General features: G+C 53.9%; 25 protein-coding genes and 1 pseudogene. 19 read left to right on the top strand and 7 right to left on the bottom strand.

Annotation, left to right across the window (positions count from 1 at the left end):
• Window position 1: 1 nt before the first annotated feature.
• The 4 genes from Q0711_RS07810 to aroQ all read left to right on the top strand — a co-directional run bounded on the left by Q0711_RS07810 (window position 2) and on the right by aroQ (window position 2,014).
• Complete coding sequence (locus Q0711_RS07810; protein WP_298616444.1) at window positions 2–880, top strand: alpha/beta hydrolase; 879 nt, start codon at window positions 2–4, stop codon at window positions 878–880.
• A gap of 51 nt (window positions 881–931) precedes the next feature.
• Window positions 932–1,264: a photosystem II reaction center protein Psb28 gene (gene psb28, locus Q0711_RS07805; RefSeq protein ID WP_298616442.1), complete on the top strand. Its 333-nt coding sequence runs from the start codon at window positions 932–934 to the stop codon at window positions 1,262–1,264.
• 125 nt (window positions 1,265–1,389) lie between these two features.
• The gene (locus Q0711_RS07800; RefSeq protein ID WP_298616440.1) at window positions 1,390–1,518 is read left to right on the top strand and encodes a hypothetical protein; all 129 of its coding nucleotides are present in this window, start codon (window positions 1,390–1,392) and stop codon (window positions 1,516–1,518) included.
• A 49-nt stretch (window positions 1,519–1,567) separates the two neighbouring features.
• The gene (gene aroQ / locus Q0711_RS07795; protein ID WP_298616437.1) at window positions 1,568–2,014 is read left to right on the top strand and encodes a type II 3-dehydroquinate dehydratase; all 447 of its coding nucleotides are present in this window, start codon (window positions 1,568–1,570) and stop codon (window positions 2,012–2,014) included.
• Here aroQ and Q0711_RS07790 read toward each other — a convergent pair.
• Window positions 2,011–2,550 carry a YqeG family HAD IIIA-type phosphatase gene (locus Q0711_RS07790; protein ID WP_298616434.1) on the bottom strand — a complete coding sequence of 180 codons (540 nt, stop codon included), beginning with the start codon at window positions 2,548–2,550 and terminating at the stop codon, window positions 2,011–2,013. The genes aroQ and Q0711_RS07790 overlap by 4 nt on opposite strands.
• Before the next feature lie 146 nt (window positions 2,551–2,696).
• Here Q0711_RS07790 and Q0711_RS07785 point away from each other — a divergent pair, with 146 nt between their 5' ends.
• The 4 genes from Q0711_RS07785 (at window position 2,697) to Q0711_RS07770 (ending at window position 5,800) form a co-directional block, all read left to right on the top strand.
• Window positions 2,697–3,194, top strand: a complete 498-nt coding sequence (locus Q0711_RS07785) for an HNH endonuclease (RefSeq protein ID WP_298616432.1) — start codon at window positions 2,697–2,699, stop codon at window positions 3,192–3,194.
• Window positions 3,195–3,202: 8 nt separating this feature from the next.
• Complete coding sequence (locus tag Q0711_RS07780; RefSeq protein ID WP_298616430.1) at window positions 3,203–3,913, top strand: Crp/Fnr family transcriptional regulator; 711 nt, start codon at window positions 3,203–3,205, stop codon at window positions 3,911–3,913.
• A gap of 79 nt (window positions 3,914–3,992) precedes the next feature.
• On the top strand, window positions 3,993–4,577 hold the full coding sequence (locus Q0711_RS07775; RefSeq protein WP_298616427.1) for a hypothetical protein: 585 nt from the start codon (window positions 3,993–3,995) through the stop codon (window positions 4,575–4,577).
• Between the two features lie 113 nt (window positions 4,578–4,690).
• Window positions 4,691–5,800, top strand: coding sequence for an RNA polymerase sigma factor, RpoD/SigA family (locus tag Q0711_RS07770; protein ID WP_298616425.1), 1,110 nt, complete (start codon window positions 4,691–4,693; stop codon window positions 5,798–5,800).
• Here the strand turns inward: Q0711_RS07770 and ispE are convergent.
• Window positions 5,797–6,732, bottom strand: a complete 936-nt coding sequence (gene ispE, locus Q0711_RS07765) for a 4-(cytidine 5'-diphospho)-2-C-methyl-D-erythritol kinase (RefSeq protein WP_298616423.1) — start codon at window positions 6,730–6,732, stop codon at window positions 5,797–5,799. The genes Q0711_RS07770 and ispE overlap by 4 nt on opposite strands.
• An 82-nt stretch (window positions 6,733–6,814) precedes the next feature.
• On the opposite strand from ispE, the gene Q0711_RS07760 reads away from it, so the two are divergent.
• Complete coding sequence (locus tag Q0711_RS07760) at window positions 6,815–7,651, top strand: metal ABC transporter permease (protein ID WP_298976764.1); 837 nt, start codon at window positions 6,815–6,817, stop codon at window positions 7,649–7,651.
• Here Q0711_RS07760 and tsaD read toward each other — a convergent pair.
• Window positions 7,614–8,675 (bottom strand): tRNA (adenosine(37)-N6)-threonylcarbamoyltransferase complex transferase subunit TsaD, encoded by a 1,062-nt coding sequence (tsaD, locus tag Q0711_RS07755; protein ID WP_298616417.1) that lies wholly within the window; start codon window positions 8,673–8,675, stop codon window positions 7,614–7,616. The genes Q0711_RS07760 and tsaD overlap by 38 nt on opposite strands.
• A 195-nt stretch (window positions 8,676–8,870) precedes the next feature.
• Between tsaD and Q0711_RS07750 the strand changes: the two genes are divergently transcribed.
• Together Q0711_RS07750 and cysK are read left to right on the top strand one after the other, a co-directional pair.
• Complete coding sequence (locus Q0711_RS07750; protein ID WP_298616414.1) at window positions 8,871–9,308, top strand: Rrf2 family transcriptional regulator; 438 nt, start codon at window positions 8,871–8,873, stop codon at window positions 9,306–9,308.
• 62 nt (window positions 9,309–9,370) lie between these two features.
• The gene (gene cysK, locus Q0711_RS07745) at window positions 9,371–10,336 is read left to right on the top strand and encodes a cysteine synthase A (RefSeq protein ID WP_298616410.1); all 966 of its coding nucleotides are present in this window, start codon (window positions 9,371–9,373) and stop codon (window positions 10,334–10,336) included.
• 145 nt (window positions 10,337–10,481) lie between these two features.
• On the opposite strand, the gene gltX is transcribed toward cysK, so the two are convergent.
• A complete protein-coding gene (gltX, locus tag Q0711_RS07740) occupies window positions 10,482–11,942 on the bottom strand; it encodes a glutamate--tRNA ligase (protein ID WP_298616408.1) in 1,461 nt (486 codons plus the stop codon).
• A gap of 54 nt (window positions 11,943–11,996) precedes the next feature.
• A pseudogene (locus Q0711_RS07735) lies at window positions 11,997–12,199 on the bottom strand (hypothetical protein); the annotation flags it as partial.
• Between the two features lie 302 nt (window positions 12,200–12,501).
• On the opposite strand from Q0711_RS07735, the gene tig reads away from it, so the two are divergent.
• From tig to clpX, 3 genes are all read left to right on the top strand, one after another.
• Window positions 12,502–13,941 carry a trigger factor gene (tig, locus tag Q0711_RS07730; protein WP_298616464.1) on the top strand — a complete coding sequence of 480 codons (1,440 nt, stop codon included), beginning with the start codon at window positions 12,502–12,504 and terminating at the stop codon, window positions 13,939–13,941.
• Window positions 13,942–14,025: 84 nt separating this feature from the next.
• On the top strand, window positions 14,026–14,715 hold the full coding sequence (gene clpP / locus Q0711_RS07725; protein WP_298616405.1) for an ATP-dependent Clp endopeptidase proteolytic subunit ClpP: 690 nt from the start codon (window positions 14,026–14,028) through the stop codon (window positions 14,713–14,715).
• A 32-nt stretch (window positions 14,716–14,747) separates the two neighbouring features.
• Window positions 14,748–16,058: an ATP-dependent protease ATP-binding subunit ClpX gene (gene clpX / locus Q0711_RS07720; protein WP_298616402.1), complete on the top strand. Its 1,311-nt coding sequence runs from the start codon at window positions 14,748–14,750 to the stop codon at window positions 16,056–16,058.
• 50 nt (window positions 16,059–16,108) lie between these two features.
• Here the strand turns inward: clpX and Q0711_RS07715 are convergent, their stop codons facing one another.
• Entirely contained in the window at window positions 16,109–16,828 is a 720-nt protein-coding gene (locus Q0711_RS07715) for an SDR family oxidoreductase (protein WP_298616399.1), read from the bottom strand.
• 224 nt (window positions 16,829–17,052) lie between these two features.
• On the opposite strand from Q0711_RS07715, the gene Q0711_RS07710 reads away from it, so the two are divergent.
• From Q0711_RS07710 to miaE, 4 genes are all read left to right on the top strand, one after another.
• On the top strand, window positions 17,053–21,699 hold the full coding sequence (locus Q0711_RS07710) for a translocation/assembly module TamB domain-containing protein (RefSeq protein ID WP_298617425.1): 4,647 nt from the start codon (window positions 17,053–17,055) through the stop codon (window positions 21,697–21,699).
• A 115-nt stretch (window positions 21,700–21,814) separates the two neighbouring features.
• On the top strand, window positions 21,815–22,492 hold the full coding sequence (gene ubiE, locus Q0711_RS07705; protein ID WP_298616395.1) for a bifunctional demethylmenaquinone methyltransferase/2-methoxy-6-polyprenyl-1,4-benzoquinol methylase UbiE: 678 nt from the start codon (window positions 21,815–21,817) through the stop codon (window positions 22,490–22,492).
• A gap of 180 nt (window positions 22,493–22,672) precedes the next feature.
• On the top strand, window positions 22,673–23,164 hold the full coding sequence (locus Q0711_RS07700; protein ID WP_298616392.1) for a universal stress protein: 492 nt from the start codon (window positions 22,673–22,675) through the stop codon (window positions 23,162–23,164).
• Window position 23,165: 1 nt separating this feature from the next.
• Window positions 23,166–23,753 (top strand): tRNA isopentenyl-2-thiomethyl-A-37 hydroxylase MiaE, encoded by a 588-nt coding sequence (gene miaE / locus Q0711_RS07695; RefSeq protein WP_298616390.1) that lies wholly within the window; start codon window positions 23,166–23,168, stop codon window positions 23,751–23,753.
• Window positions 23,754–23,755: 2 nt separating this feature from the next.
• Here the strand turns inward: miaE and Q0711_RS07690 are convergent, their stop codons facing one another.
• Window positions 23,756–24,436, bottom strand: coding sequence for a hypothetical protein (locus Q0711_RS07690; RefSeq protein ID WP_298616387.1), 681 nt, complete (start codon window positions 24,434–24,436; stop codon window positions 23,756–23,758).
• 196 nt (window positions 24,437–24,632) lie between these two features.
• Between Q0711_RS07690 and rpe the strand changes: the two genes are divergently transcribed.
• Window positions 24,633–25,324: ribulose-phosphate 3-epimerase (gene rpe / locus Q0711_RS07685; protein ID WP_298616384.1), on the top strand; the 692-nt coding region annotated here is incomplete at its 3' end.

The following is a 25,324-nucleotide window of genomic DNA, read 5'->3' as shown; positions in this document are numbered from 1 at the left end:
TATGGCTTTTTGCCCGCCCACGTTTGTGCAGCAAAGTTTTCGCACCAGTCTGGGTCGCATGGTCTATTACACCCCCAGCGATCGCCACTGGGGTCGGGTGCAATCTCGACCGCCCCTCGTCTTTCTCCACAGTTTGGGGGGTGGCTCCAGTCACTATGAATGGTCACAGGTGTATCCTGCCTTTGCGGCGCGTTACCGCGTCGTTGCTCCGGATCTCATTGGTTGGGGGGAGTCGGACCATCCGGCCCGCGACTACACCAGTAGTGACTACTGGCTCATGATTGCCGAACTGCTGCGCATGCTGGGCACGCCCGTCACTGTGGTTGCTTCCTCCCTCACAGCAGGGATTGTCGTGCGGTTAGCGGTTCAGCAGCCCCATCTTTTTCAGCGGCTGTGCTTGGTCTGTCCCAGCGGGTTTAATGACTTTGGCGAAGATCAGGGGCAGGCTGTGGCCAATGCCCTGCTGAGTGTTCCAATCCTTGATCGCTTGATTTACACGGTTGCTGCCGCTAACCCCTTGGCGGTGCGCAACTTCCTCAGCCAATTTATTTTTGCCGATCCACAGCGGCTGCGCCCCGAAACGGTTGAAGCCTACCTTGAGGCTGCCTGCCGTCCCAATGCCGAATGGGCAGCGCTGAGTACCCTGAAGGGAAATCTCTCCTTTGATTTGAGCCGGTATTTGCCCCAGTTAACGATCCCCACTATGATCCTCTGGGGAGAAAAGGCGAAGCTCACACCCCTTTCTCTGGGGGAGCGACTCTATGCCACTGCCCGCGATCGCCTGCAACAGTTGCAAGTGATCCCCAAAGCAGGGGTCTTGCCCCATCTAGAGCAACCCGAATGGGTGATTTACAGTTTGCGGCGGGATTTCTTGGTTTGAGTTGTCCCCGATACAGGTATTCTATAAAGTATTGCTTGAAGTGTTAGGGCAATGGCAGAAATCCAATTCATTCGCGGTATTAACGAAGAAGTCGTTCCCGATGTGCGCTTGACGCGGGCACGGGATGGCAGCAGTGGTCAGGCCATCTTTTACTTTGATAACCCTAAAATTGTCCAAGAGGGGAACCTTGAAGTAACGGGAATGTATATGATTGACGAGGAAGGAGAAATTGTTACCCGTGATGTAAACGCCAAATTCATCAACGGGCAACCTGTGGCCATTGAGGCCACCTATACCATGCGCAGTCCCCAGGAGTGGGATCGCTTTATTCGCTTTATGGATCGCTACGCCGCTAGCCACGGTCTTGGCTTCCAGAAATCTTAAAAACTCTTAAATTGATTGGGTGCTGATTCAGAAAGATTGTGCTAGCTTAAAGTTATGATGCCTTTTTTGTCCTTATTCAAAAGAGGGGCATCTACAAGTTCTATAGCGATACAGTAGGGACATCAATGGATTATCTAAAGAGCCTGCTTGACACCCTCAAATCGTGGCTAAAGAAACTCTTGGAACTGCTCGGCGGCGCCGAACCTACTCCTGAACTGGAGCCGATTCCGATTCCGGTGCACGATCGCCAGTAGTTTATTCAGAATGTTGTTATCCTTGCAGCTTTGAACGGTTAGCGCAAGTTTGGCTTTTCATATCTTGGTGCTCCATGGCCCGAATCTGAATCTGCTGGGGCAACGGGAGCCGCAAGTTTATGGGTCTGTAACACTGGCCAGCATCAACCAATCCCTGCAGGCTTTGGCAGAGGAGTTGGGGGTAACCATTGAGTGCCTCCAATCCAACCACGAAGGGGTCTTGGTGGACGCCATTCAGGGAGCGGTGGGACGTGCCCACGGCATTTTAATTAACCCTGCAGCCTACACCCATACCAGTGTGGCTTTACGAGACGCGATTGCGGCGGTTGCTTTGCCAACGGTCGAAGTTCACCTGAGTAATATTCATCAACGGGAAACTTTTCGCCATTACTCCTACATTGCCCCTGTGGCGATCGGTCAAATTGCCGGCTTTGGTGCTGACAGCTATTTGTTGGGGCTACGGGCGCTGGTGAATTATTTGCAGAGAAAAAGCTAATTCTCAGCGGGGGGCGCGATCGCCAGCGGCGTTCCCAGTTGTCGTGCTAACCAGAACTCCAAATTGCGTAGCCAAGACTTCCCATCAAAGCGCCGTGCGCTAACCGGCTGCACCAGTATGGTAAACATCCCCAAGCGATTGCCCACCAAAATATCTGTAAACAGGCGATCGCCCACCATGGCCACCCGATCATAGGGCAAATTCATTGCTTGCACGGCCTGACGAATCTTCCGCCGCGAGGGCTTGCCTGCCCCTATCAAAAAGGGCAACTCCACCTGCCGAGCAATCCGCTCAATGCGGCGATGGTTCAAATTATTGCTCACCAGCCAGATGGGCATGTGACGCTTAATCTCCCGGAGCCACGCCAGAATGTTCGGGGGTACCTCCGCATCCCATGTGGGGAGGAGCGTATCATCTACATCCAGCACCATGCCCCGCAGCTGATATTTTTCCAACAGACTTGGGGGCAACTGGTCAATTGTGGTTTCAAGGATTAAATTCGGTTGCAGCAGTGCTGCTAGAGACCCGGTGGTCATTGAAAACGCAAGTAACAAGTAACGAGGAAAAGACTTCTCTCAGACTATCACGCTCTTAGGGAAGGGCACTACAAAAATCCTCTTGGCTGTTACTCCAATAACAAAGGATATGCTACCATCTGAGAGAATGCCGCGTGTCAACAGATATGGCGAAGGTTCTAGTACTCAATGCCTCCTATGAACCACTCAATATTACGAGTTGGCAACGGGCAGTTGTCCTTTTAATCAAGGGGAAGGCGGAGCAAGTCGAACACAACGGCAAGATGGTTTATAACAATTTCCCCTTGCCGACAGTTATTCGTCTGCGCCACTACGTTGTCACTCCCTACAAAGAAATTCCCCTCACTCGCCGCAACATCCTACATCGAGATGGCCACTCCTGCCAGTACTGCGGCTATACCGGCGATGATCTTACCCTTGATCACGTTATTCCCAAATCGCGAGGAGGGGGTGACACGTGGGAAAACATTGTGACCGCCTGTGTTCGCTGCAATGTCAAAAAAGGGAATCGCACTCCCGAAGAAGCAAATATGCCCCTCCGACAACCCCCCCGCCGCCCCATTAGCAGCTTGTACTTTGAAGTCACGAAGCACGTACGCACGGGCACTCATCAAGAGTGGCGCAAATATGTCATTGGTGTCTAAAGGTTGTTATGTCAAGTATTGAGACCGAAAACTTTAGTCAACTCTTTCCCCTGTTTGAGGTTAGTTCCCAAGAGGCGCTTGCCTCAATGCTCTCGGTGGCTTGGCGTAACACCTATCCTGCAGGGCGTGCCATTTTAATTGAAGATGCGTGGGGTAATGCGGTTTACTTTATCCTCTCAGGCTGGGTGAAGGTACGGCGACTGCTCGCCAATGGGGATTTCATGACCCTGGCAATCCTTGGGCCGGGAGATTTTTTTGGTGAGATGGCTATTCTTGATCAATCACCCCGCTCGACGGATGTGGTGGCGCTCTGTGCGGCGGAAGTCTTGGCCGTACCCGCGCAAAAATTTGTCCATGTCCTGCGCCATGAGCCGGATTTGCACTATCGGATGCTGCAATTAATGGCACAACGGCTACGCCAGACCAATGCCCGCATTGAGCTGTTGCACCAACCCCCCGCTGTAAGGCTGGCCCATGTTTTGGTGAATTTGGCACGGCGCTATGGTCAGCCGCGAGAGGCAAATGCCAACACAGCCGTCATTTTCAATGTACCCGTCAAAGATTTAGCGGATGTGGCAAGCATGAGCGTGGAGGAGGCTCAGCAACTGCTGAATAAGCTGGTGGCAAAAAACTGGCTAAAAATCGATGCTGCCAAGCAACAATTGCAAATTCTTAGTTTGCCGCAACTGGAGCAACTGGCGCAGCAAGCAGTGAGTTGAGGGTAGTTGGCTTGTTGAGAAGGAGGGACGTCACCTACTTTAGCTAGGTCATATTTTAGAAAAAGGCTGTATTCCTACTATGGCGATCGCCCCCAACCTCTACGAACACACCTTGGTTCGCTACACAGATCCGCTCCATGCAACAGAACTGCTGCGGCAATATCGCCCGTACCTAGAAATGATTCCCAGTATGCGGCGGCCCCAGGAAAGCTTAATTCCAATTCCGCTGCCCATCGCCCGCATTCAAGTGCCTGCAGCCACAACAACAAACCCACGTCCCCAAGTGAAGTCGGTGATAGTGCCCTGTGATCTAGTCTTTGTCATGTGCGATCCAGCGTGGAAGGTTACAACCGACATTGAACTGCTCGTCTTTATCCACCGTCCTGGGGAAAGCTTTACCGAACTTCTGACCCGCTGGCGGCAGTCCCAAGTGCTCCTGAGTCGCAGTTATAGCTGGGAAATGCCCTTGCAGCATCGGGATGTCTTTAGCGAGGGCGCCAATCGGCAGTTTCCCCTCTTTGTTCTTTTTCCAGAAACCCTTGCCCTGATCAAGCGCGGTCTGAGAGCCGCTCGATTGCCCTTCGTAATTGATACCACAATTCTCAAGGAGCAGCCGTCTCAAGCCACAAAACTCATGACCGGTTCCTCGGAAAGCGCAGAATAGGTTGATCCATATCACAACTGTGGCAACCGCTCCATCACTGCTGCCGCCCTGACGCGGGACAGAGAATACCCCTATCGAGCTGGATGCTCGCTGTTGTGAGTTTGAGTTATCCTATGGTGGCTACCCCGATTCAACGCTTGTCCCACCGTCCATTGACAACGGATTTGGTGCGGCAGTATTTACAGGAAATTGGCCGTGTTCCCTTGCTCACGCCAAGCCAAGAACTCAGCCTTGCCCAGCAGATTCAGCAGTACCAAGCCCTGCTCGCAGTGCGCGATCAGTCCGATGATCCTCAAATCAAACGCTATGTGGCCGCTGTTGTAGAGCGCGATCGCCGGCAGCAGTTGGGGCGACGCCTAAGTCGTGCTGAATGGGCGTCTCTGCTGAATATGAGTGTGACTGAGCTACAAATGTGCCTCCAAGCAGGCCGTCAGGCTTGGGCAAAAGCGGCGAATGTCCCTCTTGCTGAACTGCAGCGCATTGAGCGTCAAGGACAGCGGGCAAAAAGCCAACTGCTGCAAGCCAATCTGCGTTTAGTGGTAAATATTGCTAAAAAATATCAACATCGCGGCGTTGAGTTTCTCGATCTCATTCAAGAGGGCACCTTGGGTCTAGAACGCGCCGTTGAGAAATTCGATCCGACAAAGGGGTTTCGCTTTAGCACCTATGCCTACTGGTGGATTCGCCAAAGTATTACCCGTGCCGTGGCCAGTCAAAGTCGTACGATCCGTCTGCCAATCCACATGGTAGAAAAACTCAACAAAATTAAGTGTGCTCAACGGCGCCTTGCTGCTCAACGGGGCGCGATGCCAAGTCTGGCGGATATTGCCCAAGAACTGAATCTTGAGGTGTCACAGGTGCGAGAGGTGCTGATTGCCGTTCCCAAATCTGTTGCCTTAGAACAGCGGGTTGGCGCCGATCAAGAAACGGAATTGCAGGAGCTGATTGAATCCACCGCACCCACCCCCGATGAAGTCATCATGCGCGAGTCCCTGCGTACCGCTTTGAGGCAACTCCTCAGTGATTTATCGCCCCGTGAGCGCCAAGTGATGGAACTGCACTATGGTCTAGGGGAACAACCTGCCCTTGAGATGGCGGAAATTGCGGCACTGCTGGGACTGAGTCGGGAACGGATTCGCCAAATTGAGCACCGTGCCCTGCAAAAATTACGGCAGCCTCAGCGGCGGCGGGAAATTCAAGACTATCTGGAGGAGTTTGCCTAGGGTGTTTCCAACTGAATACCGTGGGGACAGCACTCACAGACCCATAGATCAAGGTCGGGGTCTGGTAGGGCGCGCCGTACCCGCTGCATGATGGTGTAGCCTTCATCCGCAGAGGGCGCTAGGGCAAACACCGTTGGCCCGGATCCGCACATCATGCTGGCGATCGCCCCCGCTTGAAGAAACTGCTCCCGCAGTTGAGCCACTAAAGGGTAGCGGGGGAGGACGACTTTCTCCAAGTCATTGCGGAGGCTGGCAGCCAATGTCGGAAGGTCATGCTGCTGAATCGCCTGTAACAGGGTTGCGGATCCCCCCTCTTGGCGTGCCTTTTCCTGCTCACTGGGGGTTTGGGCATAGGTGGCAGCGAATTCCTGCCGATAGGTTTGATAGGCCCAGGGGGTAGCCACACTGAGGGAGCGATACTTGCCCAAGACCACACTCAAGCCCTGGAGGTCAGGGAGGGGGGTCAACTGTTCACCCCGTCCTAGGGCTAGGGCTGTGCCCCCTTGCAGACAGAAGGGTACGTCGGCGCCCAATTCCTCGGCAAAGTGCTGTAATTCCTGTTGCGTCAGACCCAACTGCCACAGCAGATCCAAGCCCACGAGGACAGCTGCGCCATTGGTTGACCCTCCAGCTAAACCAGCCCCCACGGGAATCCGTTTTTCGATGAAAATTTCAACGCCCTGGCAAGCGGGAAAATGACGCTGTAGGAGCGCTGCTGCTTTATAGGCCAAATTGCGCTGATCGCAGGGGACGGCGGGGTTGGTGCAACGAACTTTAATCTGGCGATCGCGCCGCGGCATGAGTTCAACGCGATCCATGAGGGAGACCGCCTGCATTACCATTACCAATTCATGGTAGCCACTGCCATCCAAACAATTGCCGACAATTTGTAAAAAGAGATTAATTTTGGCAGGCGCCAGCAGACGATACACGCAGCCCTATCCTCACAACCACCTTGTTGAATAGCATATTATTCTTCTATTACCCTTTGGCCCGCTCTAGCCAGAAGTTCGCATGATCTTGGAACGAATGAGTGATCTGTTGCAGTTGCCCTTTATGCAACGGGCGCTGTGGGCAGGTATCTTAACCGGAGGAATGGCGGGTGCCCTTGGCAGCTTTACCATCTTGCGGCAACTCTCCTTTTTTAGCGATGCCTTGGGGCATTCGGCACTACTGGGAATTAGCTTAGGGATTATGCTTGGCCTCAATCCTTCAGTGATGTTGTTGCCCTTTGCCGTCATCTTTGCCCTAGGGGTAACGTATCTGCTGGAGCATACGCGGCTGTGGACGGATGCCCTCCTCAATATTATCTATTCAGCTTCCTTGGCGGTGGCGGTGATTTTGCTGAGTATCAGCGATCGCTATCAGGGAGGGGTGAATAACTTACTATTTGGCGATATTCTGGCGGTGCGCCCAGTCGATCTCGTTATGAGTGGCACACTCTGCACCATTGTGGGCATTTTCGTCCTGCTGACGTGGCGGGTGCAATTGTTAATCACGGTGAATGAAGCCTTGGCGGTGGCGCAGGGGGTAGCGGTGGGAATGCAACGGCTGCTGTTTGTCACCCTATTGGCCTTGGTGGTTGCCGTCTCGATTAAGACTGTGGGGGTATTGCTGATTAGTGCGTTTGTGGTGATTCCCGCCTGTGGGGCACGCCTGTGGAGTCGGCAATTTTCACAGTATGTGGTTTTAGCAGCCCTAGTGGGAGTGGGCAGTGCGATTGTTGGCATGCTGGTGTCAGCAGGAATGAATTGGCCGTCGGGGCCGAGTATTGTGGTTTGTCAACTGGTGTTCTTTTTAGGCTCGATTGCCCTCAACTCACTGCGAGGGGTGCGGTCGTATAAAGCGTAGAAATCTCCAACAAGCTGAGGCGTGAACGCGCTGTTAGATCTAAAGGGGAGCGATCGCCCCGCCGGAAATGATCCACTGCCGCACAGCCAATCATTGCCGCATTATCGGTACACAACCGCAGTGGCGGAAAAATTAACTGTAGTCCCAAGGGTTCCGCAGCCGCCCTCAGGTGTTGTCGCAGTCCAGAATTCGCCGCTACTCCTCCCCCGATGGCTAGGGTTTTGAATCCATGATCCACCGCTGCGGCGATCGCCCGCTTGGTCAAGGCCTGTGCCACCGCTTTTTGAAAACTGGCGGCAAGATCTGCCACCGGCAATTCATCATGGGTTTGACGCAGCTCCTCCACCAGTCGTGCCACGGCGGTTTTGAGGCCACTAAAACTAGAATCGTAGGGATGCACCTTCCCATCGGGGAGGCGAATATTCCCCTCCGGTAGCTCAAAGGCCTCTGGATTGCCCTCCTGCGCCAAGCGATCCAGAACAGGTCCGCCGGGATACCCTAACCCTAGGAGGCGAGCTACCTTGTCGTAGGCTTCCCCCGCCGCATCGTCCCGCGTTTGTCCAAAAAGCTGGTACTCGCCACAGCCATACACGCCAATGAGACTGGTGTGCCCGCCCGAAACCAACAGACAAAGGAACGGCGGCTCAAGGCTTGGCTCTGCTAAGTAGGAGGCATAGAGATGCCCCTCAAGGTGGTGAATTCCCAGAAGCGGTTTTTGTTTCACAAGGGCAAGGGTTTTTGCCGCCGTCACCCCAATTAGGAGCGAGCCTACCAGACCGGGGGCACAGGTGACGGCAATGGCATCAATGGTTGACCAATCGCAGGCGGCTTCACTCATCGCTGCCGCAATGACTGTGTTGATGTTTTCTAAGTGGGCACGGGAGGCCACTTCCGGTACGACACCGCCAAAGGGCTGATGAGCACCCACTTGGGAGGCAATCACATTACTTTCAATGGCGCGATCGCGCACGACGGCAGCAGCGGTTTCATCGCAACTGGTCTCAATGGCTAGAACTCTGACCATTGGGCAGACTTGGGCATAAAGCTAGAGCTTCTTTTAAGTCTAGCCTGTTTGTGAAGGGAAGGAAGGAACGAATTTCTGGAGTTTCAATCTGCCCCAGAGTGAAGATTCGTAAGAATCTCCTCAATCCCGATCAAGAAGTAGGATATAATACAGCCTGGGCAATTTGCTCAATGTCGTGCTTGTGCCAAACGTCTTGTGGAACTGTCTGCCAAAAGTGAGTACGCCCTCTTGGCGCTTTTGGAAATGTCAATGGCCTATGAGCAGGCGGAGCCGCTGCAAATTCGCCAAATTGCTGCCATGCATAACATTCCTGATCGCTATTTGGAGCAACTGATGGCGACTCTCCGCCGCAAGGGTCTCATTCGCAGTCAGCGGGGCGCAAGGGGTGGCTACTTGCTGGCAAAGGCTCCTTGGCAAATTTCAATTTTAGATGTGCTCAACTGTATTGAAGGAGTGGAGTCGAAGCTAGAGCAAAAGCTGCCTGACAGTGGTGATTTGGCGCGCAGTCTGATCCGTTCGATATGGCTAGAGGCCTGCGCAGCGGCCAACGAGGTCTTGAGAAAGCATACGCTGCAAGACTTGTGCGATCGCCGGCAGGCCTACCAGCAAGCGGATGTCATGTACTACATCTAAAGTGATCCAAGGTTAAATGATTGCGCCGCAAGTTTTCTGTTGAATTTGGAGATTGCTCGTCCATGAATATTGCCCCTGATATTACTGCCCTCATTGGTCGCACCCCCCTTGTGCGCTTGAACCGCATTCCCCAAGCTGAAGGCTGCGTGGCACAAATTGTTGTCAAACTAGAGAGCATGAATCCTGCAGCTTCGGTGAAGGATCGCATTGGTTTGAGCATGATTCAGGAGGCAGAAGCAGCGGGTCTCATTGCCCCCGGCAAAACCGTGCTTGTGGAACCCACCTCCGGTAATACGGGCATTGCCTTAGCAATGGTGGCGGCGGCAAAGGGGTACCGTTTGATTCTGACGATGCCAGAAACGATGAGTGCAGAGCGGCGTGCCATGCTGCGCGCCTATGGGGCAGAGCTGGATTTGACACCCGGCACCGAGGGGATGAGCGGCGCCATCCGGCGGGCTGAAGAGATTGCGGCTTCTCTCCCAGAGGCCTTTATGCTGCAACAGTTCAAAAATCCCGCCAATCCTAAGATTCACCGTGAAACCACTGCCTTGGAAATTTGGCAAGACACGGACGGTCAAGTGGATATTTTAGTGGCGGGAGTGGGCACCGGAGGCACGATTACGGGAGTGGCAGAAGTAATTAAAGCCAAGAAGCCCAGTTTTCAGGCGATCGCCGTCGAACCCCGCAATAGCCCTGTCCTTTCAGGTGGCAAGCCGGGGCCTCATAAAATTCAAGGCATTGGTGCAGGGTTTATCCCTCCTGTACTCAAGCGGGAACTCATTGACGAAGTGATCACGGTCTCCGACGAGCAGGCCATTTATTTCGGTCGCCGCCTAGCCCGTGAAGAAGGTCTCCTCTCAGGGATTTCCAGTGGGGCTGCTCTGTGCGCTGCCATTCAGGTGGCTCAACGCCCCGAAAACGCCGGCAAGTTAATTGTCATGGTGCAGCCGAGCTTTGGCGAACGCTACTTGAGCACACCCCTGTTTCAGGATGCTCTGCCTTTGGTACCCAGCTACTTGCAACATTAGGCACCAGTTGAGTTCAGGACAGACCAACCATGACCGAACCTGCCACCCGCTCTGAACTTAGTGAATGCTCCCCTTATGCACACAAACCGTCATGAGCGAAGCACTCACTGGGGCTAATTTAAGCCAAACCATCTTCATCGCCCCCCTAACCCCTAGCAGTGTGCACCTGTTTCAAGGCTGCCGCAAGTCGCGGCTGATCCCAACCCCGTTGGTGGAGAATTTGCCAAGTGGCCATTAAATCAGGTCCATGCACGGCGCCAGTAAGGGCGGCGCGGAGCGATCGCATGGTTGCCCCCTTTTTGACACCTGCCGCTTTAGTGGCCTGCTGAATCAAGTGTTGCCCCATTTCTGTAGCCAATGTTGGCTCTGAAGGTAAATGGTCTAGTAAATAGGCTAGGATGGTTGCAGTTTGGGGTTGACTCAGTTGAGCCATGGCCTCTGCATCAAAGGTAACAGTGGGTACAAAGAAAACTGCCCCTTGATCAATGGCCTCCCTAAGGGTGTTGAGACTGGGCTGAAGGAGTTGGGCAAGATTCAGTAACCAAGGGCGATCGCTCCCCTCATCAAAGGCATAGCCTGCCCCCCGCCACAGGGGGATGAGTTCCGCCAAAAGTTCTTCTGGCTCTAGTTGCTGAATGTACTGGCGATTGAGCCAATTGAGCTTATCCCAGTCAAAGCGGGCGCCTGCTTTGTTAATTCGTTCAAAGCTAAAGTGCTTAGCTGCCAGATCAAGGGTAAAGAGTTCCCCCATCCCTTCAGGGGGCGACCAACCCAAAAGTGTTATGTAGTTAACCAAAGCGGGAGCTAGGTATCCCATCGCCCGAAAGTCAGAAATCGAGGTGACGCCGTCCCGTTTTGAGAGTTTTTGTCCCGCTGAGTTGAGAATCAAGGGGGTATGGGCAAAGTTGGGAGGGGTGGCGCCAAGGGCTTCGTAGAGCAAAATTTGCTTCGGGGTGTTGCCAATGTGGTCTTCACCGCGAATGACATCGGTAATGCCCATGGCAATGTCGTCCACCACAACTACCAAGTTGTAGAGGGGATAGCCAATCTCGCCTCGGGGGGCAGCCCGCGCAATCACCATATCGCCACCCAAATCAGCCCCCTGCCAACTGACCCGACCGCGCACCAAGTCTTGCCACTCAATCTGGCGATCGTCCTCGATTTTGAAGCGAATGACGGGAGTTCGCCCCGCTGCCTCAAAAGCGGCTTGCTCCTCTGGGGTCAAATGGCGATGACGGTTGTCGTAGCGGGGGGCTAGCCCCTTGGCTTTTTGTTCTGAGCGTAGGGCATCGAGTTCTTCGGGGGTGCAGTAGCAGTAGTAGGCCAATCCCTTATCCAAGAGGGTTTGAATCGCTTGGCGGTATAAATCAAGGCGATCGCTCTGGAAATAAGGACCCTCATCCCATGTCAGCCCCAGCCATTGCAACCCTTCAAGGATATTCTCGGTATATTCGGGTCGAGACCGCTCGCGATCGGTATCCTCAATACGCAGAATAAATTTGCCTCCGCAGTGGCGGGCGTAGAGCCAGTTAAATACGGCGGTGCGAGCTGTCCCAATGTGCAGATTTCCCGTTGGACTCGGCGCTAAACGAACACGAACTGTCACTGCTGACCTCGAATAAAAAACCCTTTTGATCCTACCGCATTGGCCACAGGGCTTCTAAGCAAGGGTATAGGGACGATTTAGCCGCTCCAACTGCTGCACCAGCAGGCTGAGGAAAAGCTCCACATCTGTGAGCGCCCCACCGATTCCACAGAACCGCAATCCGCTAGTTTGGTCACCACCGCCGGGTTAAGATCCACATACACCAGCTTCACCCCCGCAGGGGTCATATTACCAACACCAATGGAGTGCAGCATTGACCTAGTGCGCGGGAGCAAGCTAACAGGGCGCTTAAGGATAGGGCGGATGGTGTCGTCGGGCTTGCCGCGCAGCGGGTCACTTTGATTTGATTAATCCTATCGGTAGTGGAGATTCTAACGATTACTTTTGTTATGAATGTTATAAAACCCTGACATCGTGAGCATTGTTGTTTAGCTTTAAGGTTAGCCTGATCTGATAGAGAGTAGGGAAAATTTGCGCTAGAATCATAATTTGTGCGATCGCGCACAACTAACGGACACTACATTGACACCATTTGCGAAGGGGAATCACCTTGACTGACGTGACTGACATCATTTCCGTGACAACTGAACCCCGCTCCCATAGCCAACTCCTCGCCACGATTGAGGTTTCGGGGACACACTCTCAACAGGTGTATAACCAAGTGGTCAACGATCTCCTTCGCCATACGCAGGTGCCTGGATTTCGCAAAGGCAAAGCCCCCCGCCAACTTGTATTGCAGCAGATTGGCAAAGAGCGGCTGCACGCTGTTGTCATGGAAAAGCTGATTGAGGATACCGTCAAAACCGCCGTCGAAAAGAACAATATCCCCTATCTAGGTAACCTCGAAATTGAAGGGAGCATTACAGAGTTACTGGATCAATTTCAGCCCGGCGAAAACTTTTCCTTCAGCGTCACCTTTGATATCGAACCCGAAGTTACAGTCACAACCTACAAAGGGCTAACCATTGAGTACACTCCTGTCACCTACCATCCCGAAACTGTTGAGAAGCTCCTGCAGCGGTATCAACGGGAGCATGCCACCCTCATTCCTATCGAAGACCGGCCGGCGCAATGGGGTGATGAGGTCACCCTGAAGCTGGTAACCAAAGATGAAAATGGGGAGGTGGTGAAGGAACTGTCGGCAGAGGAACTCTCTCTGCCCCTGGATGAAGAGCAGTCCTTTTTGCTCAAGGAGATTCCTGCTGCCATTGTCGGCATGAGTGTTGGTGAAGCAAAAACGGTGACAGTGTCTGTTCCCCAGGAGGCAGAGGAAGGTAAGGCCCAACCCCCCAAACAGTTAAGCGCCGAGATTGAACTTTTGGAAATTAAAGTACCGGAACTACCCCCCCTAGACGATGCCTTTGCCGCTGAGCACAGTGAATTCAGCACCATAGCAGAATTGCGAGCTCATCTTGAGCAAAATCATCGAGAGCGTGCCGAAAACCAAGATAAGAAAGCGAAAGAAGCTGCCCTCATCGCTACCCTGATTGCCCAAAATCCGGTGGAATTACCGATAACGCTGATTCGCAAAGAAGCAGAGGTGAAAGTGCGGACAACGCTGATGCAAGTTCAGTCCCAAGGCGTTGATTTGAACAAGATCATGACTGAGGAACTCTACGAGAAAATGCGCCAAGAGGCGGAGCCGGGGGCAGCTAGGGAAGTGCACTCCCGTCTATTACTCAAGGCGATCGCCCGCCAAGAGGGCATTGAACCCAGTCCAGAAGCAGTTGAGGAACGACTAAACCACTACAAAGAAGCGTTGGGGAACCAACCGGTCAAGGATCCAGAACGACTTCGCGAATTGGCCTACGATGAAGTGCAGCAGGAGCAAGCCCTCAACTGGCTCCTAGAGCAGAATACATTTCAGCCAACCAAGTCCGACACAGCTACTCAAGCCCCAGAAGATACCCCTGCCGAGGCCCAGGCAGAGGCTGAAGCCCCATCTAAAGCGCAAAAACCCTCTGCGAAAAAAGCGAGTTCCCCCCCATCCCAAGAATAGTTCGGCATAATGAAGGGGAGGATGCCTACGGGGACAAACCGCTAGTTACAATTAATAACAAACGAACCATTATTCTAGGCAACTATGCTGCAATCGCGTTACGACCATCCCCTGAGTTCCATTTTGCGCTCTCCAGCGCTCAACTTGCCGCCTACCCATGCCAATATTGTGCCGATGGTGGTTGAGCAGTCGGGGCGGGGGGAGCGAGCCTTTGATATCTATTCGCGGCTGCTGCGCGAGCGAATTATTTTCCTCGGTGGGGGTGCCGGCGATCGCCGGGGCATTGACGATGCGGTTGCTGACTCCATCGTGGCGCAGCTTCTCTATCTAGATGCCGAGGATCCGGAAAAAGATATTTACCTATACATCAACTCACCCGGTGGCTCGGTGACGGCGGGCATGGCGATTTACGACACAATGAAGCACATTCGCCCCGATGTGTGTACCCTCTGCTTTGGCTTGGCGGCAAGTATGGGTGCCTTTCTACTGTCTGGCGGTACCCCCGGCAAACGGATGGCGCTGCCCCATGCTCGGATCATGATTCACCAACCTCTTGGGGGTGCCCAAGGTCAGGCGGTGGATATTGAAATCCAAGCGCGGGAGATCCTCTACCACAAGCGCAAGCTCAATGAACTTCTGTCACAGCATACGGGGCAACCCATTGAACGCATTGAAGCCGATACTGAGCGGGATTTCTTTATGTCTGCTGAAGAGGCCAAGGCCTACGGTCTGATCGATCAAGTGGTAACACGGCAGACCCTTCCTAGCCACTAAGTACACCCGACGCGCAACCCTAGAGGTTCCCTATGGCCAAGTATGATACTCACCTCAAGTGCTCTTTCTGTGGGAAGTCACAGGAACAGGTGCGCAAGCTTATCGCAGGCCCTGGGGTTTATATCTGTGATGAATGCGTCGAACTGTGTAATGAAATCCTCGATGAGGAGCTGTCCACCGTTACTCCCCGTCGAGACCCCAAACCGTCGCGATCGCCCCGTAGCACGCCCCGCAGTCGTCCCTTAAGCCAAGTTCCCAAGCCTCGGCAAATCAAGGAATTTCTTGATAAGCACGTGGTGGGGCAGCACGAAGCCAAGAAAATCCTCTCGGTTGCCGTCTATAACCACTACAAGCGCCTGAGCCTTTTGGATAGCGGTCAGGGGGACGACGATAATGTGGAACTGCAAAAGTCCAACATCCTCCTCATTGGCCCAACGGGGTCGGGGAAGACCCTTTTGGCTCAGACCTTAGCGAAACTCCTGGATGTTCCCTTTGCCGTTGCCGATGCCACCACCCTCACGGAAGCGGGCTATGTGGGGGAAGATGTGGAAAATATCCTGTTGCGGTTGCTGCAAACCGCCAATATGGACGTAGAAGAAGCACAACGGGGAATCGTCTATATTGATGAGATTGATAAGATTGCCCGCAAAAGTGAAAATCCCTCAATTACCCGTGATGTTTCCGGGGAAGGGGTACAGCAGGCGCTACTGAAAATGCTAGAGGGGACGATCGCCAATGTGCCCCCTCAAGGGGGACGCAAGCATCCCTACCAAGACTGCATTCAGATTGATACGACCAATATCCTCTTTATTTGTGGTGGCGCCTTTGTGGGTTTAGAAAAAACCATTGAGCAGCGGGTGGGCAAAAAAGCGATGGGCTTTGTCCGGGATGGCGAACTTCTTCCCAAGGAAAAACGCTCGGCAGATATTCTCAAGCAACTGGAACCCCAAGACTTGGTGAAGTACGGCATGATTCCAGAGTTTATTGGCCGTATTCCTGTGGTTGCCGTCCTTGAGCCGCTAGATGTGGCTGCCCTAGCTCAGATACTCACCCAGCCGCAAAATGCCCTCCTGAAGCAGTACCAAAAACTCATGCGCATGGACAGTGTCGAGTTGCGCTTTGAACCGGCTGCTGTGGAAGCGATCGCCCAAGAAGCCTACCGACGTAAGACCGGTGCTCGTGCCCTGCGCGCCATTGTCGAAGAGATCATGCTGGATGTGATGTACGAATTGCCCTCCCGCAAAGACCTGCGCGAGTGTACCATCACTCCCGAAATGGTGCAAAAACGCTCCACAGCTGAGTTACTTTTACATCCTTCTTCGCTGCCAACCCTGTCGGCGTAAGGGGCGATCGCCCACACCTCCAGCCCAAATCTATGGAGCTCTTAAGAGACTTAAAAGAAGACGTGGCTATCGGGCATCAAACTCAGCTCAAGGGGAACTGCATGGGCATCCGTCTCTAGGGCAGCGCGGATAAAGCGGGCAACGGTGGCGGGGCGCAGGAGTTTTTGGCGATCCACTTTGAGGCTGACGGCATCCCAAAAGGGGGTATCCACACCGCCAAAGTAGAAGAGACTAAAGCGAATGCCGTAGCGCTTGAGTTCTTCGGCCATGCACTTACTGAAGCCCACAACCCCAAATTTAGCGGCACAGTAGGCGGAGGCCAAGGCCATGGAATGCTTACCGAGAATGCCGACCACAGTGCAGATATGTCCCTGCTGTTGCTCCTTCATTAATTCGGCGGCCTGCTGGGTAGTGTAAAAACAGCCCTTGAGGTTCAGATCTAACATCTGATCCAAGTCAGTTGCCGTAATTTTTTGATAGGGCTTGAGAAGGCCAGCACCGGCAGCATTGATCAACACATCGAGGCGTCCCTGCTCCCTACGAATAGCTTGCATCAATTGGCTGACTTGCTCGGGCTGGGTGATGTCACAGGGCTGAATTTGCACCCTTGTTGCGGGAGAAAGTTGCGCTGCTAGGGCTTGCAGGCGATCGCTAGAGCGTGCCGCCAATACCAGCTGGGCGCCGCTGCCCTGCAGTTCCTCAACAACTGCTTGGCCAATGCCACCGGTGGCGCCCACCACCAACACCACACGATCTGCTAAGACACTCATTGTTACATTTCTTTACGTTCATTTTTTATCTTAGCGTTTCTGTTCTCCATGAGAATCCACCGGTATCTGAAACCTCAAATTAGAAAGATAGGTCTTTTCTGTGTGTACTAGGATTAAGCTGTTGGGCTTCTTGTTCAGCTGTAGTGGAGTCGGGCTTCATGACGCAGCAACCACCCCCCTCTCGTGATTGGTTAGACCTACTCCGTCAACTAGGTTGGAGAGTTGTGGAGGCTGCTATCGCAAACGTCGTGCTGATTGCCGTTGCCTCAGGACTAGGGGCATGGTGGTTTATCGGCTATGAGCTGGCTGCTGGAATTTCCCACAAACTGCAACAGCACCTCAATCGCCCAGTTAAAATTGGTAATGTGCAGCAGTTTGGCCTAAATTTTATTCGTTTTGGTCTGTCGGCCATTCCCAGCTCTCCTCAAAGCGAGGACAGTGTTACCGTCTCCCACATTGACGTGTCCTTTAATCCTTGGCAACTCATCACTCATCAGCCCTTGAATATTGAGGTAACCCTACATCAACCGCAATTCACTGTGGTTCAGGATGCCGAAGGGCGGTGGTGGCGCACACCATTGAAGCTGCCAGAAGCGGAATCCACTCCTTTTCAACTGAATCAGGTCACGGTGAAGGTGCAGGATGGTTCTGTCTTGATTCAACCCTTTCAGCGTCAGGCTTACCTGCTGCGCCAAGTCCATGGCCGTTTCACCCTCTGGCCGCAGCGCCAGAACTTTGCCCTTAAAGGTCAAGCCGCAGGACAACTGGTGCGGGATGGCGAATGGCGGTTGCAGGGGGCGTGGGATCAGGCTCAAGGGGCGGGGGAATTGGCCTTGGACTTTCGGCAAGTTCCCTTTACCTTGGCCAATGAAATTTTGCCAGAGACCATCCGGGTTCAAGGCGGCCACCTAGAGGGACAGTTGCGAGTTAAGCTTCCCTTGCCAGAAACTCCCGCAGTCACGGGTCAAATTTGGCTACGGGATGGCAAGCTGCACACCGCTTTTGTGCCCCAAGAGATTAAGGCGTTACAAGCCCATGTCCAATTGCAGGGGAATCAGGCCAAGCTCCACTATTTGCGCGGGGCGATCGCCAATCTCCGCTGGCAGGCTAAAGGCACAGTGAGTTCCGAAGAAGGCTGGAACATTGATGCCCAAGTGGCCAAATTTGATCTGGCTCCCACCCTCAAGGCATTGCAGATGGCGCCCTCTGTTTCTCTCAGGGGGCAGGTGGAGATTCCCAGCCTGCGGGTGCAGGGTGACCTCGCCAATCCTCAAATCAGGGGCGAGCTGCGCAGCCACACTCCCCTGCAAGTGGATCGATTGAAACTCCAGCAGGTACAGTTACCTTTTATCGCCTCCCTTGAGCAAGGGGTCGGCGTCATGGAAGGTCGCGCCCGACTGGCGGAGGGGGGACAGCTCTGGGCAAGGGTGGGGGTAAAACCCAGCGGTGAGTTTCGTGGGCAAGCTCAGGCGCAGCAGGTGAATTTGCAGGCAATCGCCCACCGCTATGGTGTGGTTTTGCCAGTTTCCTTGGGGCAAGGTTTTGCCCAACTGGACTTTGGTGGCAATCTGCGCAGCCCAGAGAGCTGGCAGGCTAATGCGGTATTTCAATTGCCTACTAGCCAGTATCCCCTGCAGGGCACCGCCCGTCTCACGCAAAGGCAACTGCTCATCCCTGAGTTTCAAATGCAATTTCTGGGGGGAAGTCTGCGGGGGCAAGTGCAAGCCGTCGCTGGTCGGTGGCAGTTACAGGCTCAGGCGGAGGGTATTCCTCTGCGGCAATTTCACAGGGATTTACAGGGTCGCCTCAGTGGGCAAGCGATCGCCCAGGGGCGGGTGGATCAGCTGACGCTGCCAGCCATTCGAGCCAAAGCTAATTTCCAAGTAGATCAAACCCCCAGCGGTGCTCCCCTCACTGCCGCTGTGCATTGGAATGGTCAGCAACTCCAAGTCCAAGAAGCCACCCTTGGTGCCATTCGTGCCCAAGGAACGATTGGCGTTGATTTAGCGGCTTTAGAACCCACGGACATTCAATTGGGCATCCAAGCCAGAAATCTCCCCCTGAGTACCTTAAGCACCTTCTTGAAACCGAATTTACCTGTTCCCCTTACCCTTGCGGGCACCACCTCCTTCCAAGGTCAACTGACCGGACGCCTCAACAATCTCCAATTTCAGGGGTCGCTGTTCACTCAAGGATTAGCTGTGAATGGTTGGCGCTTTGCTCCTCAGCTTGCGGGAACACTGGCTTTGAGCCGGCAACAGGGGGCAACCCTCAATCTTCAAGGGGGGGGCGATCGCTTGGCGTTGCGTTTGGCTGCCGATGGTTTCCCCCACTCGCTACTCATTCAACGGCAACAGGCACAACTCATTGGCCAGCGCCACGGGGAGAACTTTGATTTGCGTCTCCAGCAGTTTCCTGTAGAATCCCTGCGGTTACGTCCTCCAGAATTCCCCAACGAGGCCATTCTTGCCGGAGTCGCCTCTGGCAGCCTACAGTTGCAAAATTGGACGAGGGGGCAGGGCACTTTTACCGTCGAGCGACCGGGGGTGGGGGCATGGCGGGGCGATCGCCTGCAGGCACAATTTCGTCTGAGTCGCGATCGCTGGACAATTCACTCTGGTCTCTTTGAAAAAGGTCAGAGTCGCTATCAATTGACGGCAGATTTCCAGCCCCAACGATGGGGGGCGCAGTTGACGATTGCCCAAGGCAATCTAGCGGATTTGACGGGATTCGCCACTGCTGTTGGGATTGGCCAACCCACTGCTCGGGGCACCGCGGCAGATTTGGGACTCCCTAGGGCCGGAGAAGGTCTCCAAGTCTCACTGCTCACGCAAATTCGCCGCCTTGCTGAAATTGATCTGCTGCAAGCCCAAGCGGCTTTGGTGCGGCGGCCACAACTGCTGCCCCCCTTGGATCAACTTCAGGGGGCTTTTAATGGCCAAATCAACCTCAGTCAAACTCCCCAGTCGGGTCTTGTGGCCAGTTTTGATCTCAAGGGAGCCGATTGGCAGTGGGGAAATTACCACCTGGATCAGTTTTTGAGTCGCGGTCGCTTTGCCCAAAATCAACTGGTGCTGACGAGCCTCAATCTCTTGGCCAACGGGGGCCAGCTCAACATGAATGGGACGGTGGGCGGCAACCGGCAAAATGCCCAATTGCGGCTTGAGCAATTTCCCGTCAGTCTTGTGGGGAGTCTTTTGCCTCCTGGGGTAGAGGTTGAAGGTAAAGTAAATGCCCAAGCGGTGTTGACCGGCTCATGGCAGCGGCCTATTCTCACTGGTGAAGCGACCCTTGCCGATGGGCGATTGAATCAGCGTCCCCTTGAAGCTGCCAATGCCACCTTCCGCTATGCCCAAAATCGGCTTGCCCTTCAGGCGATCGCCCGCTTTAACACTCCAGAGCCGCTAATAGTTACGGGTTCAGTTCCCCTGATCTATCCCCTTGATCCACGACCTGTGGTTGATCCGCAGTTGGCGCTGGATGTGAGTGTCAAAGATGAAGGACTATCGTTGATAAATCTCTTTACGGATCAGGTGCAATGGCAGCAGGGCAAAGGTCTTTTCCAAGTCGAATTGCGAGGAACATGGGAAGACCCCCTTCTAAACGGCGTCCTCAGTGTGGACGATGCGGTCATCAAAACTCCCGTCTTTGAGGAACCAGTAACAAATCTCAGTGCGCGGATCCGCTTCGATCGCGATCGCCTGCGGGTGGATGGCATTCAAGGTCTCTTTAGCCAAGGCCAAATTACCATGGCAGGGGTGTTGCCCATTCAAACTCCCTTGGCCTCAGATGATCTCGATGCTGCCACACCCCTCACCGCGTCCTTGAGACAATTGCAAGTCAATGCCGGCAATATCTATCGCGGTACAGTAGATGGCACACTCGTGATTACAGATACACTCCTGAGTCCCAATCTGGGGGGCAGTGTCCAACTCAGCCAAGGCCGATTTGATTTGGGCGCTATCAATGGTGTTGCCAATGACAATGGGTTAGCTGCTCCTTTTAGTCGTCTCTTTGAACCCCCAGCCTTTGATAACTTGGAAATTACCATTCCGGATTCCTTGCGCGTGACGCGATCGCCCGTTCTCAACCTCACAGCCAATGGCAGTTTGATCCTCAATGGCAGTCTCGACAGTCTCCAGCCCGCCGGCAAAATTCGCCTCACGGGAGGGCAACTGAATTTGTTCACCACCCTCTTTTTGCTGCAGCAGCGAGCGGAGAACTATGTGCTCTTTACCCCCGCCAATGGCTTAGATCCCGAACTCAACCTCACCCTTGCTGCCACTGCCACCGAAGTTTATACTCCCGGCACCGTGACGCGACTCTCCGATGTGGGTTCCGTAACGGCCACCAGTTTAGGGACACTGAATACTGTGCATATTACTGCCCGCCTTAAGGGTCGTATCAGTCAGCTCCAAACGAATTTACCCGCAGTGCTTGAGCTATCCAGTACCCCTTCGCGCAGCACGGCCGAACTTCTCACCTTGATGAGCGGTGGCTCAATTGCAGATCTCAACCAAGTGGGAGGAGAAGCAGTGGTGGCCAGTCTCGCCGGATCTGCTCTTTTCAACAACCTACAGGCATTGATTGATCAGGCCACGGGTAACCGCACCTCCTTTCGGATTTTTCCGACCGTGGTGCCCCCCGATCGCCAAGCCCAAAGCCAAGCCCCAAGCCTTGCCGTAGGGGCTGAACTTGGTTTTCAAGTGAATCGTTTTACCTCGGTTTCCCTCTTGCAATTGCTAACCGCCCCCAATGATCCGACACGGCTTAACCTCGGCTTTCAGGTGACAGAGCAGATTCGTCTTGGCGGGCAGCTGAGCACCAGGGGTGAGGGCACAGGCTTTGTTGAATTTCGCTACCGTTTTTAAGGGGTAGCAGAGCAGTTCCACTGCGGCATCAGATTTGCTTACCATAGGGAAAAACGCAAGACACAATGAGTGCACATGCGGTTGCAGTGGTGCTGCCGCTGTCCCCTCTGAAGCCATGACCGAAATTCAAGCCCTATTTGAGCGCATTGCCCCCATCTATGATCGCCTCAATGATCAACTCAGCTTTGGCCTTCACCATGTCTGGAAACAAATGGCTGTGGACTGGCTGGAACTGCCTAAAGGGGCAGCGGCTTTAGATCTCTGCTGTGGCACGGGGGATTTAACCCGTGCCCTAGCACGGCAAGTGGGGCGGCAGGGGCGGGTCGTGGGATTGGATTTTGCGAAGGCACCCCTGGCGATCGCCCGCCAGCGCAGTTGCCATTACTCCCAAATTGAATGGGTTGAAGGGAATGCTCTAGCTGTACCCTGTGCAGATCAAACCTTTCAGGGCATCACCATCGGCTACGGGCTACGCAACGTGTCAGATATTCCCCAAGCCCTCAGCGAAATGTTTCGACTTCTTATTCCCGGTGGGCGCGCAGCAATTTTGGATTTTAGCCATCCGCAAACCCCTGCACTCCAGCAATTTCAACAGTGGTATTTGCAACAGTGGGTAGTGCCCACTGCCCGTCAGTACGGCTTGGCGGCAGAGTACGACTACCTCTGGCCGAGCATTCAGGCCTTCCCCACTCCCCCTACCCTCTGCGACCTGATTCAAAAAGCGGGCTTTCAGCGGGTGACGCACTACCCCCTTCTCGGCGGACTGATGGCGATTACCATTGCACAAAAGTAATCCATGTTACAAATGTTAGACTTAAGCCCGCCGGGAATCCTCTAAGCTATAAGTACAGCCTTTTTCTATACAGTTCACGAGGCATACTCAGCTTTTAGGAACGGGGGCAAGTCGCTCTGAGTCATGCTCAATAGCTGTGAAAAAGGCTGTAGGTAAACCGCAGGGCATATGGAGGGCAGGATGTATAAAAAAATTCTCGTTGCGGTGGATGACAGCGAACTGGGAGAACAGGTTTTTCAAACGGCACTGGATTTGGCACAGCACTACCAAGCTCGCATGATGCTGATTCATGTCCTCTCGCCCACTAGTGAATCCTATCCTGACCCGATTTTTAGCACCCCTTTAGCTTCGGGTGTGTACGTGGGACTCCATGAAGAGGTGATGCGTGCCTATGCCGAGCAGTGGGAAAACTTTGAGCAAAAAGGCTTGGATATGCTGCGCAACTTGACCCAAATTGCCAATGAAAAGGGCGTGTCCACAGAATTTACGCAAGCCTTGGGAGATACCGGTCGTGCGATTTGTGATCTGGCCAAAGATTGGGAAAGCGATTTGATTGTGCTGGGGCGGCGGGGTCTCAAGGGCTTGAGTGAATTTTTCCTCGGCAGTGTCAGCAACTATGTGCTCCACAATGCCCCCTGTTCTGTGCTCACTGTCCAGCGTCACCGTGATTGAGATGCCTGTTCGCATTAAGTTTCTTGTCCAACCTACCCGTTCTGAGTGGGTGGAGCAGGCGATCGCTCACCTAGATACGATTTTGTTGGATCACTCCCACTGTGAGCGCAAAGCTGCCGGCGTCGCCATCAATCTCATGTTTCGCTATCCTTCCCACAAGCCTCTGGTGGATGCCCTTACCGATATTGCCCAAGAGGAACTAGAGCATTTTCGCCAGGTCAATCAACACCTAGAGCGCCGCCACATTGCCCTTGCCCCCCTGAGTGCACCCCCCTATGCCTCTCGCTTGAATGCTGCTGTCCGTCAGCAGGAACCCCAGCGCTTCTTGGATACCCTATTGGTCTGCGCGTTGATTGAAGCCCGCAGCCATGAACGGTTACAACTGTTGGCTCAGCACTGTCCAGATCGGGAACTAGCGGAGTTCTTTGCTAGCCTAGTGACCTCTGAGGCACGCCACTACGGCACCTATTGGTACTTGGCCTATGAATCCTTTGGTCAAGAGGTGGTGCAAGAGCGATTGCAGCAGTTGGCCGCCCTGGAAAGTGAGATCCTCAGCACACTCTACCCCTTGCCCCGGATTCACAGTTAGCCCTAGATGGCCGGTGGTGTTGCCTCTTGGGCGGTGGTGGGTTGAGCGACCGTGAGGCGTACGGTTTGACCAAATTGCTCCAAAATCACTGCGGGTGTGGTGTCGTAGGCATCAATCGCCCGCACAATCACATTGCCGGCGATCGTATCCCCCACCTGCACAGTGCGGGTGACATTCTCCTTGGGTGAGCGAATAATCGCTTGGAGACGACCCTTCACCGCAGCCACACCAAAAACTTTCACGGCTTGAGCATCAACAGGTGGGGGCGGAGGCGGTGGCGGCGGGGGCGTAGGTCGGCTAGCGGTACCACTAGCGCCTGTACCATTACCCTCTGTTCTAGAAGTGCCGGTGCCACCCCCTTCAACCGTGCCACCATTCCCGCTATTCTTAACGCCAGCCGTATTTGGTAGTGGAACAGGTTCAAAGGGATTCGGGCGACCAGTATTCCCAAGCCCCTCAATGTAGGTTTTGGGGTTGGTGGGTGGGGTCAAGGCGGCAATCGCAAATCCGGCAGCGCTGGTTTCGGTGGGTTCAGGGGGGGTGGGAGCGGCTGCGGGGGGAGCAACGGGTTGATCGGGTTGAGTTGTGATTTCTGTTTCACTGACAATGAAGCCACAGCCACTCATTGCTGAGGCCAGTAGCCCGGCTGCAATGGTAATGATCTTGGTGCGCTGTTTGAACATTTGGTGTCTCACCTTTGGATGATGGTCTGGTGGTGCAGACGTGTTCTTTGTTGCCTACTATAAAATGTACCGTCGGCTGGCAGTGGCTATGCATAGGCAGTTACCAAAGTGGTCTTTGCGTTGCAGAGTTGCCGTGGGGGCGATCGCTCGGTAAACTGAAGAACGACTGTAACGTTATTTACGGAATCAATTGATCATGAGTGCTAAGCCCGTCGTGATTGCTCCCTCCATCCTCTCTGCTGATTTCAGTCGTCTGGGTGAGGAAATTCAAGCAGTGGATCGGGCGGGAGCCGACTGGATTCATGTGGATGTGATGGATGGTCGCTTTGTTCCTAATATCACGATTGGGCCATTGATTGTTGAGGCGATTCGCCCCTTGACCCAAAAGCCCCTCGATGTGCACTTAATGATTGTCGAGCCAGAAAAATACGTCGCTGATTTTGCCAAGGCCGGTGCCGATATTATCTCAGTTCACGCCGAACATAATGCTTCACCGCACCTGCATCGAACCCTGTGCCAAATCCGCGAACTGGGCAAACAGGCGGGGGTCGTGCTCAATCCCTCTAGCCCCCTTGACCTCATTGAGTATGTTCTCGATGTCTGCGACCTTGTCCTGATTATGAGTGTCAATCCTGGCTTTGGGGGTCAGAAGTTTATCCCGGCAGTGCTGCCGAAAATTCGACGGCTACGGCAATTGTGCGAAGAGCGCGGCCTAGATCCTTGGATTGAGGTGGATGGTGGTCTGAAGGCGGACAATACTTGGCAAGTCCTTGAAGCGGGTGCCAATGCCATCGTGGCCGGCTCAGCCGTCTTTAAGGCGCCTGATTACGCTGCCGCGATCGCCGCTATCCGCAATAGCAAACGCCCTAATCCTGAGTTGGTAACTGC

The organism is uncultured Thermosynechococcus sp. (assembly GCF_937958135.1).
Lineage (GTDB): Bacteria > Cyanobacteriota > Cyanobacteriia > Thermosynechococcales > Thermosynechococcaceae > Thermosynechococcus.
Note: the sequence above shows the minus strand (reverse complement) of the source record. Positions and strands in the feature narration are given on the sequence as shown.

What these genes read in the sequence shown, in the direction of transcription:
- Q0711_RS07810 (WP_298616444.1), top strand. Translation starts at nt 2, where the DNA reads ATGGCTTTTTGCCCGCCCACGTTTGTGCAGCAAAGTTTTCGCACCAGT.
- psb28 (WP_298616442.1), top strand. Translation starts at nt 932, where the DNA reads ATGGCAGAAATCCAATTCATTCGCGGTATTAACGAAGAAGTCGTTCCC.
- Q0711_RS07800 (WP_298616440.1), top strand. Translation starts at nt 1,390, where the DNA reads ATGGATTATCTAAAGAGCCTGCTTGACACCCTCAAATCGTGGCTAAAG.
- Q0711_RS07790 (WP_298616434.1), bottom strand. Translation starts at nt 2,550, where the DNA reads ATGACCACCGGGTCTCTAGCAGCACTGCTGCAACCGAATTTAATCCTT.
- Q0711_RS07785 (WP_298616432.1), top strand. Translation starts at nt 2,697, where the DNA reads ATGGCGAAGGTTCTAGTACTCAATGCCTCCTATGAACCACTCAATATT.
- Q0711_RS07780 (WP_298616430.1), top strand. Translation starts at nt 3,203, where the DNA reads ATGTCAAGTATTGAGACCGAAAACTTTAGTCAACTCTTTCCCCTGTTT.
- Q0711_RS07775 (WP_298616427.1), top strand. Translation starts at nt 3,993, where the DNA reads ATGGCGATCGCCCCCAACCTCTACGAACACACCTTGGTTCGCTACACA.
- Q0711_RS07770 (WP_298616425.1), top strand. Translation starts at nt 4,691, where the DNA reads ATGGTGGCTACCCCGATTCAACGCTTGTCCCACCGTCCATTGACAACG.
- Q0711_RS07760 (WP_298976764.1), top strand. Translation starts at nt 6,815, where the DNA reads ATGATCTTGGAACGAATGAGTGATCTGTTGCAGTTGCCCTTTATGCAA.
- tsaD (WP_298616417.1), bottom strand. Translation starts at nt 8,675, where the DNA reads ATGGTCAGAGTTCTAGCCATTGAGACCAGTTGCGATGAAACCGCTGCT.
- cysK (WP_298616410.1), top strand. Translation starts at nt 9,371, where the DNA reads ATGAATATTGCCCCTGATATTACTGCCCTCATTGGTCGCACCCCCCTT.
- clpP (WP_298616405.1), top strand. Translation starts at nt 14,026, where the DNA reads ATGCTGCAATCGCGTTACGACCATCCCCTGAGTTCCATTTTGCGCTCT.
- clpX (WP_298616402.1), top strand. Translation starts at nt 14,748, where the DNA reads ATGGCCAAGTATGATACTCACCTCAAGTGCTCTTTCTGTGGGAAGTCA.
- Q0711_RS07715 (WP_298616399.1), bottom strand. Translation starts at nt 16,828, where the DNA reads ATGAGTGTCTTAGCAGATCGTGTGGTGTTGGTGGTGGGCGCCACCGGT.
- ubiE (WP_298616395.1), top strand. Translation starts at nt 21,815, where the DNA reads ATGACCGAAATTCAAGCCCTATTTGAGCGCATTGCCCCCATCTATGAT.
- Q0711_RS07700 (WP_298616392.1), top strand. Translation starts at nt 22,673, where the DNA reads ATGTATAAAAAAATTCTCGTTGCGGTGGATGACAGCGAACTGGGAGAA.
- miaE (WP_298616390.1), top strand. Translation starts at nt 23,166, where the DNA reads ATGCCTGTTCGCATTAAGTTTCTTGTCCAACCTACCCGTTCTGAGTGG.
- Q0711_RS07690 (WP_298616387.1), bottom strand. Translation starts at nt 24,436, where the DNA reads ATGTTCAAACAGCGCACCAAGATCATTACCATTGCAGCCGGGCTACTG.